At 31.9% G+C, this 11494-nt stretch carries 14 protein-coding genes; 5 read left to right on the top strand and 9 right to left on the bottom strand.

The window, feature by feature from the left end; genetic code table 11:
* Positions 1–90: 90 nt before the first annotated feature.
* On the bottom strand, positions 91–2475 hold the full coding sequence (locus BUB03_RS21465; RefSeq protein ID WP_062703507.1) for a DUF11 domain-containing protein: 2385 nt from the start codon (positions 2473–2475) through the stop codon (positions 91–93).
* Positions 2476–2617: 142 nt separating this feature from the next.
* Here BUB03_RS21465 and BUB03_RS21460 point away from each other — a divergent pair, with 142 nt between their 5' ends.
* Positions 2618–3082: a hypothetical protein gene (locus BUB03_RS21460; RefSeq protein WP_062703508.1), complete on the top strand. Its 465-nt coding sequence runs from the start codon at positions 2618–2620 to the stop codon at positions 3080–3082.
* Positions 3083–3194: 112 nt separating this feature from the next.
* Here BUB03_RS21460 and BUB03_RS21455 read toward each other — a convergent pair whose 3' ends face one another.
* From BUB03_RS21455 to BUB03_RS21425, 7 genes are all read right to left on the bottom strand, one after another.
* Complete coding sequence (locus BUB03_RS21455; RefSeq protein ID WP_062703509.1) at positions 3195–3494, bottom strand: hypothetical protein; 300 nt, start codon at positions 3492–3494, stop codon at positions 3195–3197.
* A complete protein-coding gene (locus BUB03_RS21450) occupies positions 3491–3910 on the bottom strand; it encodes a transposase (RefSeq protein WP_073067011.1) in 420 nt (139 codons plus the stop codon). Before BUB03_RS21450 ends, BUB03_RS21455 begins: the two co-directional genes overlap by 4 nt.
* Positions 3911–4070: 160 nt before the next feature.
* On the bottom strand, positions 4071–4379 hold the full coding sequence (locus BUB03_RS21445) for a HigA family addiction module antitoxin (protein WP_062703493.1): 309 nt from the start codon (positions 4377–4379) through the stop codon (positions 4071–4073).
* A gap of 35 nt (positions 4380–4414) precedes the next feature.
* Complete coding sequence (locus BUB03_RS21440) at positions 4415–4699, bottom strand: type II toxin-antitoxin system RelE/ParE family toxin (RefSeq protein ID WP_062703495.1); 285 nt, start codon at positions 4697–4699, stop codon at positions 4415–4417.
* A 131-nt stretch (positions 4700–4830) separates the two neighbouring features.
* Positions 4831–5037, bottom strand: coding sequence for a hypothetical protein (locus BUB03_RS21435; protein WP_062703497.1), 207 nt, complete (start codon positions 5035–5037; stop codon positions 4831–4833).
* 937 nt (positions 5038–5974) lie between these two features.
* Complete coding sequence (locus BUB03_RS21430) at positions 5975–6418, bottom strand: MerR family transcriptional regulator (RefSeq protein ID WP_062703499.1); 444 nt, start codon at positions 6416–6418, stop codon at positions 5975–5977.
* 3 nt (positions 6419–6421) lie between these two features.
* Positions 6422–7351 carry a replication initiation protein gene (locus BUB03_RS21425; RefSeq protein WP_062703501.1) on the bottom strand — a complete coding sequence of 310 codons (930 nt, stop codon included), beginning with the start codon at positions 7349–7351 and terminating at the stop codon, positions 6422–6424.
* Positions 7352–8374: 1023 nt separating this feature from the next.
* Between BUB03_RS21425 and BUB03_RS21725 the strand changes: the two genes are divergently transcribed.
* The 4 genes from BUB03_RS21725 (at position 8375) to BUB03_RS22005 (ending at position 10581) form a co-directional block, all read left to right on the top strand.
* Positions 8375–8782 (top strand): plasmid mobilization protein, encoded by a 408-nt coding sequence (locus BUB03_RS21725; RefSeq protein WP_115951730.1) that lies wholly within the window; start codon positions 8375–8377, stop codon positions 8780–8782.
* Positions 8776–9591, top strand: a complete 816-nt coding sequence (locus BUB03_RS21415) for a relaxase/mobilization nuclease domain-containing protein (RefSeq protein WP_062703503.1) — start codon at positions 8776–8778, stop codon at positions 9589–9591. Before BUB03_RS21725 ends, BUB03_RS21415 begins: the two co-directional genes overlap by 7 nt.
* A gap of 24 nt (positions 9592–9615) precedes the next feature.
* Entirely contained in the window at positions 9616–10185 is a 570-nt protein-coding gene (locus tag BUB03_RS21410) for a hypothetical protein (RefSeq protein ID WP_062703504.1), read from the top strand.
* Positions 10186–10437: 252 nt separating this feature from the next.
* Positions 10438–10581 (top strand): hypothetical protein, encoded by a 144-nt coding sequence (locus BUB03_RS22005; protein WP_157845095.1) that lies wholly within the window; start codon positions 10438–10440, stop codon positions 10579–10581.
* 293 nt (positions 10582–10874) lie between these two features.
* Here BUB03_RS22005 and BUB03_RS21405 read toward each other — a convergent pair whose 3' ends face one another.
* Entirely contained in the window at positions 10875–11441 is a 567-nt protein-coding gene (locus tag BUB03_RS21405) for a hypothetical protein (protein WP_062703506.1), read from the bottom strand.
* Positions 11442–11494 lie beyond the last annotated feature (53 nt).

The raw sequence follows: 11494 nt of genomic DNA, 5'->3' as shown, positions 1-11494 counted from the left end.
CCCAGATAATATCCATGCGGTTATGATAAATAAATTTTTCATTATATAAATTTTTAATTTAAAACATATTAGAAATTAACAATATATTTATTATGGACAAGCAGGTTTAGAGAAACACTTCCAATCCCCGTCAGCATAAATTTTCAAACATTTACCGAAAATATCATAAACCATCATTCCTTCTATTGGATTAGTAATTTTACTAATATGATTTGCAGCGAAAGTCTGTGTAGGATCTGAAGTCATTCTTGTAATCACAAATCCTTTAGTATTAGATTCCAAAACCATATATGCAGAATTTCTGTTCATTGGCCAACCTCCATTGTTTGCTCCGGCTCTTTTCAATAATGTTACTCCAAAATTAGCAGGGATTCCAATATTATTATTGATTATAGGATTGTAACATACAAGAGATACCATTACTGTATTATTTGTTTTGATATTATTACAAGATCCTCCTAAACCATTATTGGAACATTCATATTGAGCATCTGTAGGAGGGATCATAATATCAGGATTTGTTGCATCTGGATCTGTTATATCATTAGGACGTAAAATAGAAGCTACTACTATTTGGGTTCCTGCAATAGCAGAATTACTAACTACTAAAGTAATAGTATAGGTAATTTCACAATTACTAGGAAGATTGAGCTTTGAAGAATATGAATTTGTTGCAGGATTATAATTCAAAGGAACACTTTCGTTTCCACAACTGTTTGAAGAAAATGTAATGGTTTGTGGCATTAATCCATTAGGAATTTTAAATGTAAAAGGAGCTCCTAATGCATTACTTGGTCCGCCATTTTTTACTTTTATAGTATAGGTAATTTGATCTCCATCATAGGCAATAATGTTATTTGGGGTAACTGAATTAATCATTAAATCAGCGATTTTAACAACCACTTGGGAGTTTGTTGTTTGTTCTTGAGCTTTAATAAAAGTCCAGGTGTCGATTGATTTTTCATTACCAAAAGTATTAGTATATCCATTTCCATTGAGCCCCCATTTATGTCCATTAGCGTTACTGCTAATACCTATACTATTAGCTGGTGGAAGGTGGCTATTGTTCTTAGGAGAAGAAGAATTTCCAGAATTTGCGTTAGGAATGTCAACATCATTCCAGTAAACAATATCTGAAACTACCTGATTTAGATTAGCATAGTTTAACAGTTCTATAATAATTCCTAATCTATTATATTCCACATCTATATAGGGGAAATGAACTTCAGCACCTTGCAATCGGATTGTAATTTTTACAGGGAACGTACCTACAGGCGAAGCATTTCCGTTTCCATCTTTACCATCCCAGTAAATTTGGTTTGCTCCAGCAGAAGAAGCTCCTGTGAGAACTCTTGTTACAAAGTTAGGGTTTGTAGGTGTACTTTCTATAGTAATATTATAATTACCTTGTACATCTGCATTAAATTTTATATAACCTCCTTTATTGCTTATTTGTCCATTAGTACCTTCTACTCCGACTACAGATACATTACTAACATTGGGTGTTGTCACTGGGTTTTTTAGCCAAGTATTTCCATTAGGAACTGCTCCTACAGATGAAGAAGGCAAATCTGTGGCAGGTTTTGTATAGAAAATTTTATGAGTAATATTCTTTTGAGTATCTGCATCATTAGGATTATGTACTTTCCCATTTAAAAAAGAAGGAGTTGAACCATTTAAACTTTTGTAGACTGGCAGTTGGTTATTCTGATTTAAAAATCCATTATTATTTGTAAAAAAAGTAAAATGAATTCCATTTTGTCCATTATTTTTAACCTGATATGTATACCCATCCTTAGTAAGCGGATATACAATACCATAAAATCCATTACTATTAACATTGGTAAAACCAAGACTAAGGTTTAGTACATTGGTATAAACCCGTCCAGAAATAAAAGCAGTATTGTTAGGGTTAATCACAGAAATGTCCCATGCCATAATACCTGATTTATCATCTTGTACCCAGTTGTCATTAGCATTAAATGTAGCTTGAGGGTCTGCAGTACCTCTTGAAACAAATTCAATTCTATAAATACCTGCACCATTTGCAGGAACTTGATAATATATTGGAGTATATCTATTTCCACCTGTTTGACCAAATAACTGAGGACCAGCTATTTCTGATGATCTGTTGGGGATTTGTCCAGCAATAGTATTATTGTTAACTACAATTGATCCATTGGGAGCATATAAGCGAATTTTAGAATTACCACCATTAATTTGAGAACTAGAAGCCAAAGTAATTCTCTCTCCTTCTTTGGCATAAACATAATGAATTCCTTCATTCGGGAATGGCCAATTTTCCGTTGCCTGTGTGCTAGAACGGAGATATGCACGTAAACCTGTTACACCATTAGGATAAAGATCTTTTGATCCATCAGCAAATAGATGATTACTAAAAATTAAGAAATATAAAAATATAATCGTGTTAAGAGGTCTAGCAAGTTTTTTTTGTAGAGTAAATTTATTTTTCATAATGTTTTTTTTGCAAATTTAATGTTTTTTAACAGTAAATTTTTCCATTTGAAAATTATTTTTGGATGAATGAAAAATTTGAAAAGTCTATATATTTTTTTTGAATGATTTTCGATAATGATAGAACTAATAATTTAATACAATGAAAAATAAAATTTTAACTGTTTCTTTAATGTCTTTTTTGATTATTTTATCTTGCAACGATAAAAAAAGTAAAGATATTGGCTCCAACACGATTAAAAAAGTGAATGATTCTATTAGTTCTAAATTACTATATGAAAATGCTATAACAAAAAATGTAGGAAAATACCCTCATGAAATTAATTTATTTGATAATGTTGAAGTATCAAAAAGATTAAAAAAAATTGTAGGGAGTAAGTATAAAGAGATTATAGAAAACTTTAATACAGAAACACCAATAGTTTCTGAAAATACAATTTATAAAGTAACTGGATGTAAACAACACGAGTGCCCTTTATTTCACACTACTATTTTATTTGATGCAGAAAAAGACAATTTTAATGTAGTAGTAGACAATAACGGTAAATCTGAAGAATTTATAGAGAAAGAGAAGATTAATTTGTCCCAATCTTTAAAAGATAAGTAAATATTATATATAAATTCAAAATAAAATCTAACTATATAGTGTGGTTAGGTTTTTATTAAAAAAAAGATTAAAATTGTTAGCTCATACTAATCTACAAATAATTTTTAAAAAATTATTTGTATATTTTTTTATATTTTGTTATTGTATTTCTACTCATCTTAAAATGTTTCGCCAATTGAATGTTATTTAATTTATGCTTTTTCTGATAATCTAAAATTTTTAATATATCTGATCTTTTATAAGATTTAAATTTTTGATTCTCTGTTTTTTTTCCAAAAATAATTTCATTAAGTTTATTTATATCTATTGATGAAAGATTATCATTCAAAAGAATTGGCTTGCATTCATCAAGTTTTTCTGGATATTTTTTTTGAAGAATATCAAGATAGATGCGTTTATAATCTGGTCTCATTTTGAATATTTACTAATCCATTTATGTAATGTAGTCTTTGGAATTTTATATTTTTCTATTACTTCATTTTTACTCATTTCATCAGAGTTTATTTGCTCTAATATAAATTCAATGATCTCTTGTGTATAAATATTTTTTCTAAATTCCGGAAGTTTTTTTGATTTCAAACTTTCAGCATTGGTTCTTTTACTTGGTGGAGAATAAAGAATAAGATGTTGGCTATATATTCTGAAAAAATCATATTCTAGTAATTTGCTCCATTTCAAGAGCAACTCGGTGTCTAATGATTTTTGTGAGAACATATTTTCAACATCTGTTTTACTTATTTTAAAAAAATTGCAAGCCCTTTCAATAGAGAAATCTAATTCTTTCCATTTTACTAAGATTAAATGGCCTATATGTATATCTTTGTACATACAATATTACTTTTTAAGTAACTGAATTTACAATTATTTTTTTATCTTTAGATTATCATTTCTGATGAGAGAGAATTATATTGTTATCTTAATTAAAGACAGTTTTTTAGAATTCTGTCTTTTTTGTTTATTTATAATATAACAAATTTATTATTAATATCTAAGCAAATTCGAATTTATCTAATTCAATATGCTTCTCTTTAAACTCTTTTTCAGCTTCTCTTAAATCATAAGAGGTTTGTAAGCGAATCCAAAACTCTGCATTACCACCAAAAACTTTGGAAATTCTTATTGCCATAATGGGAGTAATTACACTTTTACCATTAACAATATTGGATAAAGTGGGTCGTGTAATACCTAAGAGTTTAGCAGTTCTTTCAACAGTTAATTTATTGGGTTTAATAATCTGGCTCGAAATAATTTCACCAGGATGCGTATTGTGCTTAATAGCACGGATTAAAGGTTTCATATAATTAAAATTTTATTTTACAGTTTCTACAATTCTTAATGAGTATCTAATAAATCTAAATCATAAGCATTTTTATTTTCAAATCTAAAAATAATGCGATAATTACCTGTCACATCCACAGACCAAAAACCTTTTAATTTCCCCTTTAATGGATGCAATCTAAGCCCCTTAAAAGGGTCAAAATCTTGTGGTATTTCTTCAACATTATCAATAATATCTAAAATTTCACGTATTCTATCAACCATTTCTGAAGGTAATTTACTAACATCATCTTTCGTCCAGTATTTTTTTAATCCTTTATGCGTTATGGAATATATCATTACTTTTTGCTATTTGTGAAAAAAATTGTATGCTGTAAAGTTACGCATTACGTTTTGAATACACAAACTTATTGAAAAACGTACAGCTCTTTCGGCTTCTGTCTGTTCCTGTTCAAACCGCCTGATATCTTTTACATCCTGTTGGTATGATTGAGGAGTACTGTTGTAGTTCTGGAGAACTGAGGGAACAGTATTATTTTCAGATTGGTAAATTTCTGATCAGAATAATTCTGAAAAGTGGAGGGATTGGGATTTTCCATAGTCGGGAACTTAGGAATCTGGGCGAATCCCAAAGGGCCTAAACAGAGGAAAAAGTATTTAAAATAAAAATTTCTCATTGTGTGAATTGTGATTTTGGCGACAATTATAAATAAAAATATTCATTTCCGAAATAGGTAAAAAACCCCATATTTTTTCGAGTATTTTACGGTAAAACTATATCAGAACAGCGACAAAATGTGTCGTATTTTAAACTGATTCATTTCATACTTGATTTTTAGGCACAAAAAAAGCGTGGAACTATGTCTACTGCCTTAGAGGTACTGGCATACCCGAACACAAATAAACATAGAAACCCATGCCGGAGCGTGAGCATTGCATATTCTTGTGTTCTTTGAAAATGCCAGTTTTCTAAGACAAGAAAGCAAATGCTTTAATTTTTTACCGTAAATGTTATTGGTGCGAATTTAAGAAAGAAAAATTAAATATCCATCCAGTGAAATTTTTCAGCCGTCACTTCCTCAGACTGCTCGTTTTTTCAAAACGCTTGTCATTCGTTGCTCCTTAGTTCAAAATTTATCAGGCAAAAGAATTGCGCAAAATTGGGTCAAAAAAATGGTGACTATTTTAATGTAACAGAACTTTTTGAAAGGTGGTGATACCTTACGGAACAGACGATATCAGCAAAATTTATCTTTATCTCACAACCATGCTCCGAATGCGTCACAACTTTATTAGAAACCATGCAATATACTTGCAAAGTCTTTATTCATGGTATTTGTAGAGAAATACAAAAACGTGTCCTTTCGGGAGAACTGAAGATTTTTTCTATTTGTTCCAGAAGAAATTAAGCAAACCGGCAAAGGCTTTAATGTGAGGTTATATTTGAAGTCAGCCGTTTTCAGGGATTAAAACCCTGAGCAATGAATTTTAAAAATTTTATACAATGAATAATTTTGATTTAGAACTGATTAATCAGTTATTGGGAGTGATATTTATCACTATTAAAGTAGTTAAGGAAATTACTAATCTGAAAAAGAAGAAAAAGGATAAGGATTAGTGATCTAATCCTTTTTCCTTCGCTTCAATAAAGTTGCGTTCTTTTACACTTTCAATGAGTTTTTCGTGGATGTCTAACTGCCTATGGTAAGACATCCGGAAATACTCTATTTGTGATTTTAGACTTTCTAAATATTCTTTTGAAATGGAAATTTGTTCTTTTAAAAATGGGTATTCTGTTATACGTTTTTTAAATTCCTCATATTCTTCTTCAGTAAAATATTCAACGTGTGGAAACTCTGAATTTTCTGTGTCGCTGTCTGTCGTTGTTTTGTCGTTGTAGTGTCGCGACAATAGCAGGTTTACAGTATCTTCTGGGATTGTAAATCCTTTATTATTGGGTGTTTTTAAAGTTTCTATGAGTGTCGCTATGTGTCGCTGAATTGTCCGTTCGCTGACGCCGAAAAGTGCTGCAACCTCTTTAGTTGTATAATTTTTCATGCTTTAATTTTTTACGGGTAATATTCCTTTTTTCTGATATACACCAATCAAGTAACCCACAGAATTATCAATTTTCAGTTTTCTCTGTCTGATCTTTTCGTTCAGTTCTGTAATTAAGATGTCAAAATCCTTTTCTTTTTCTTTTCCGGCAATCAACTCTGCCTGTTCCTGATTTAAGCCATAAGTAACAAGTTTTGATATGAATTTTTGAACATTTAAAGGTTTTTCAAAATCAATTTCTAACTGTTTAAACTTTTGAGAATTTATATGTATAGTTACCCATTCAAAAGATCTACCTTTCTTTTTAAGTTCAAAATCAATCTCAATATCTGAATTTTCATTAATTTGTTTTTTAGCAATATCTAAAACATATTCTTTGAACTGGCTTATTCTTTCAAACTGCTCATTCCCTTTTTTGTCGATCAGTCCGAGCATTTTTTTAAGTTCTTCAATTTCGAAACGCTTACTTCCTATACTTCGCCATTGACAAGCAATACCATATAAGCGTTTTGCATATTTTGAGGAACAATTTAAAACGGATTTTAACTGTAAAGCAGTAAAATTGTTTTTCAGTTCAAAAAAATAGGGCAGAGCTTCATCATTTAGTTTTACTGAAAAAGAACCAGTCCCAATTAAATAATCAACTTTTGAGAATAACCATAATTGAGAAATCTTTTTCGGAGTTTCAATTTCAAACATCCGAGAGCCTATACTTTCAGTCGCTTCCCTTAATTGCTTTAAATTCCATTTACGGCCTGTTATCGCTTCGATATCATGAACATGGATAGTGTATTCCAATTTATCTTTTTTAAGGCAGGAAAGCACCATAAAAAGAATATCAAGCATACAGGCAGAGTAGTCATAGCGACCTGAAGTAATAACATTGTGTTGATAAATTAGTTTATCGTTTTTGCTGACGTCCATTAATTCCATAATATCAAGATTGTTATACAAATATATAAAAACCAGTAATAAAAACAATACTGTTTTATAATATCTGTTTTAACACTTATAAAAACTGGTTTTTAACTTATAAAAACTGGTTTTTAACTTATAAAAACTGGTTTTTAACTTATAAAAACTGGTTTTTAACTTATAAAAACTGGTTTTTAACTATGTAATCATTTGTGTAATAGATAGTTATAAGGTCTTAAAATAACAAAATAGATAAAATAATAAATATTTTAAAAATACGTTTGCTCAAAAGGAATTTTATCTGATCTATTGGAACGAAAATTTTTCCTGTCATTCTGTCATGCGGAGTGAAAGGAAAACAAAAAAACGAAAAACAAACTTTTACAAGTTGGCTTGGGCGGGCGATTGCTATGCTTTGCATAATAATTGTGATAGATAAATTCTATTATTTGAGTACTGAAATGATGAGCTGTCCGGTGCTGTGATCGGAGCGATACCGTTTCCGGAATGGTGCTGATTTTTTCCTTCAGCTTTTCTATTTTTCCCCTTTATTTTTTTGCAGAATGTTTGGAATGTTTTTATTTCGGTTCTGAGGGGTGAGCTGATCTGAAGTATTACTTTTTTTAAGTCATTTTCTGAGTGGGTAGAGCTGGGCGATCTTCCGGAACTGGTGAGCTGTACTCTGATAAAAAATGCGCTTGTGTTGCGTGGTAATGCAGAAATGTGTAAATTAGTGGTAAAAATTATGTATATAGTAAGGGCAAGTAGTACCTTTTGACGTCAAAAACCTACGCTATCGCTTCGATTTTCGCCACAAAAGGACAACTTGGTTCATTCCTATCGTCATAAACGGACAAACATACCGCTAATGATTAGAGTACACTTTTAACGGATATACCTACATAGTTAGATTTTATATAGTCGGAAAAAACAAAGGAGAAAAAATAAAAGCTCTCCGAAATGGAGAGCCAAAGTTGATTATAAATTTTCTAAATCAGAAGAAAAATTTAGAGTAGTAAAAATAAAAAAAACCGTCCAATTATGGAAGATCAAAACACAGAAGATTGGGAAGCGCAATTTAGAGAAGAATTTGAGCAGATTGATAGACAAAACCAATATCGAGAACGAGGAAAGCTCGGAGGTCGCCCGAAACTCAATGCCCCAAAATCGGAGCGTTTAGCACTTCGATTTACTCCTGTGGAAATGAAAAAGCTAAAAGAAAGAGCGGATAAAAAAAAGCTGAAGCTCACGGATTACAGCAGAATTATTCTGCTTGATAGGGAACTTCCGGAGTATGAAAAAAACATCATGCTGACGGAATATGCAACGAATTTCCGGAGAATTGGGAATTACATGAAAAAGGAAATTTTCACTCCTGAAGAAAGAGCCGGACTGCTCAGGGAGATCGAGGAAGCCATCAAAGGAATTAAAACACAAATCAAATGGTAATCTCTGCATCAACGAGAAATGTAAGCTCCAAATCTATCCAGTACCAACAGAGCGACAAGGAGCAGAGCGTGGAAGTGTGCCGGAACGGTCTATCCGGAGAGAAGCCGAAAGAACTGTTTGAAGAATTTAAACAGGTTGCCGATCTGAATACAAGAACGGAGAATAAATACGTTACTGCTGTGATATCGCCCCCAAAAGAATACAGCCGAGATTTAACTCTGGAGGAATGGGGGAAACTGGCAGAGGACTATTTAAAAAAGGAGGGAATCGGTAAGAACAATCAATATTTAGTGCATCTACACCAATCTACGGACGATAAGCACCTGCATATTATAGCGAACAGGATAGATTATCACGGTAAAAATCAGGTAACGAGCCATAATATAGGAGAAAGAGCATCCGGACACGCTGAAGTATTATCCAAAGAGCGGAACTGGAAGACGGCACAAGAGATCACTGGAGAGAAGAAAGCAGAAATAAAAAATGTACTTCTTGAGGAAAAAGGGCAAAGCAGAAGTTTAGGCGATCTTGTATTGAGAATGGATAAAAGGGGTTACGTTATGCAGATCAGCGAGAACTCCAAAGGCTTAAACGGTGCAAGGATCATCCCGAAAGCTGATATCAACATGAATCCTTCAGTTTTGGAAAAAGTAACCAAACAGGGTTTTAAATTAAGCGATATCGACCCGAAATTAAAGATTAAGGAAATCGCCCTGGAACTTACAAAACTTACTCCTAAAAACATAGCATTGGAAGTAACAAAAAGTGTAACCAGGAATATTACCAAAGACAGAGGAATGTCATTATAAAGTAGTAAACAAAATATAAAAATTATGGAAGAACAGAACAACAATCAAAATGCCAGTTCTCCGCGGCTTAACCCTGTGGAACTACTGGAACAGTTAAAAATAACGACAAGCGCACTTGAAAAGCAAATCTCACAACTCAATTCCGAATCTGCATCCATGCAGGAGCTTAGTATGGAGGTCTCCGACATCTTTGATCGGAAAGTACAGGAGCTTAAAAAAAATGTTTCCGGTATTGAGGTAGGTATATCTCCGGAAGATCTGAAGAAGCTCGAATCTTACAAAGATTATTTTAAGCATTACAAGCCGGTATTATATACTTCTTTATTTGTCATGCTCTCAGGTTGGGGATTGGGTATTTTCGGGGCATATTCCGGAATCAAATGGTATAAAGAGAGCGTAAGGACAAAACAGGAGATCAGGAGCGAAGTCCTTCAGGAAATCGGCAAGGACGGAAATGTTATCGTATTAAAGGAGCAATGGGAAAATTACCAGTTTCAGAATGAAGTGTTAAAAGAATGGAAGAAAACTAATCCTGAAGACAGTAAATCCCTTATAGATTACGGCAACGGATATAAAGCAAAACAAAAAAAGTGATGTTTTTTCCGACTATAAACAGACCTGAAAATTTATCTTTATAAAATAATAAGCGCTAAACATCCCTTAGAACAATACAATACAGCACAGGAAAATTTTATTAATAATCTTGCTGATAAAGACAAAGAATATCATTCCTTATTATTTTCTTATGGTAACGCCAGTTATCTATATCATAATTTACCCATAGAACCAAGTTTTGAGGATTATACGGAGTGGTTAGAGGGATTGCAAGAAAATATTAGAAAAGATATGCAGTCCAAAGGATTTGAAACCTGTAAAAGCATTTTATCCTTTACCCGTTACGTGAGAGAAAAAAGAGATATTCACATGGAAGATTTTATTATAGAAAAAATGGGAATTGAACAATACGGTAAGTATAAAGAGCTTTTCTAATGCTGTGAGAATCGAATAAAAAAATATCCGGGTCAATCTCCGGCAGAGAACAGGGAGAAGCTGTTAAGGTATTTGGATTTAATAGATTGCGCATAAATCGGCTTCGCCTACTCATGTATGTTGAGGAGAATTATAAATTCTCTCAACATACATTCGGGAGAAATTTGTGTTTTTATACAGTTCTAAAGACTGTCTATTTTTATTATTAGTTTTTTAAGCTTTTTGACCGGGCTTTTTCATATTTCCAAGTTTGGTATGGTAGAAATAGGATAATAAATTATAACAGTCAATATTTATGGTTTCCAAAAGCTCCATTTACTACCATTAAAAACAGCTAATCGTTTTGTACCTGTTTTGTTTACAAAAACCATCATTCCTGGTGAGGGACTTGGAATATTGTTAACATCGGAAACTACAGGTAACACTAATGCTTTAGTAGAGGATTCTAATACTAGAACACCATCATTTACTGTTGTAAAATTTGCTCCTATAATGGATCTAGCATTACTGTCTTCCGTTATTTGCGACATTGTAGGTTGACTATTTAAATAGAAACTGACATCTGCACCTTGGCCACTAAGATCAGTCCAATGATCTGTAGTAGAAGGGGTATTATTAAAAAATTTTATTCTTGCATTAGTAGGATCAGTAACATCTAAAATTATTGATCCTTCAGTAGGGATACTTGTTTTTTGCCTAACGTAGGGTAATAAAATTCCTTTATTGTTTGTATTTGCGAATTCTAACAGTACTGATGATTTGTTATTGATAGGAGCAGTTCCTATTGCATCTCCAACGATTATTTGAGAATAAACAGTCCCAGATAATATCCATGCGGTTATGATAAATAAATTTTTCATTATATAAATTTTTAATTTAAAACATATTAGAAATTAACAATATATTTATTATG

This window comes from Chryseobacterium oranimense (assembly GCF_900129755.1).
GTDB lineage: Bacteria > Bacteroidota > Bacteroidia > Flavobacteriales > Weeksellaceae > Chryseobacterium > Chryseobacterium oranimense.
The sequence above is the reverse complement of the archived record's forward strand: the minus strand, read 5'-3'. Positions and strand labels throughout refer to the sequence as shown.

Bases quoted from the DNA above. Each gene is read 5' to 3' on its own strand.
- BUB03_RS22005 (WP_157845095.1), top strand. From the start codon at position 10,438: ATGCAGTCCAAAGGATTTGAAACCTGTAAAAGCATTTTATCCTTTACC.
- BUB03_RS21455 (WP_062703509.1), bottom strand. From the start codon at position 3,494: ATGAGACCAGATTATAAACGCATCTATCTTGATATTCTTCAAAAAAAA.
- BUB03_RS21725 (WP_115951730.1), top strand. From the start codon at position 8,375: ATGGAAGATCAAAACACAGAAGATTGGGAAGCGCAATTTAGAGAAGAA.
- BUB03_RS21410 (WP_062703504.1), top strand. From the start codon at position 9,616: ATGGAAGAACAGAACAACAATCAAAATGCCAGTTCTCCGCGGCTTAAC.
- BUB03_RS21415 (WP_062703503.1), top strand. From the start codon at position 8,776: ATGGTAATCTCTGCATCAACGAGAAATGTAAGCTCCAAATCTATCCAG.
- BUB03_RS21425 (WP_062703501.1), bottom strand. From the start codon at position 7,351: ATGGAATTAATGGACGTCAGCAAAAACGATAAACTAATTTATCAACAC.
- BUB03_RS21445 (WP_062703493.1), bottom strand. From the start codon at position 4,379: ATGAAACCTTTAATCCGTGCTATTAAGCACAATACGCATCCTGGTGAA.
- BUB03_RS21450 (WP_073067011.1), bottom strand. From the start codon at position 3,910: ATGTACAAAGATATACATATAGGCCATTTAATCTTAGTAAAATGGAAA.
- BUB03_RS21440 (WP_062703495.1), bottom strand. From the start codon at position 4,699: ATGATATATTCCATAACGCATAAAGGATTAAAAAAATACTGGACGAAA.
- BUB03_RS21460 (WP_062703508.1), top strand. From the start codon at position 2,618: ATGAAAAATAAAATTTTAACTGTTTCTTTAATGTCTTTTTTGATTATT.
- BUB03_RS21465 (WP_062703507.1), bottom strand. From the start codon at position 2,475: ATGAAAAATAAATTTACTCTACAAAAAAAACTTGCTAGACCTCTTAAC.
- BUB03_RS21435 (WP_062703497.1), bottom strand. From the start codon at position 5,037: ATGAGAAATTTTTATTTTAAATACTTTTTCCTCTGTTTAGGCCCTTTG.
- BUB03_RS21405 (WP_062703506.1), bottom strand. From the start codon at position 11,441: ATGAAAAATTTATTTATCATAACCGCATGGATATTATCTGGGACTGTT.
- BUB03_RS21430 (WP_062703499.1), bottom strand. From the start codon at position 6,418: ATGAAAAATTATACAACTAAAGAGGTTGCAGCACTTTTCGGCGTCAGC.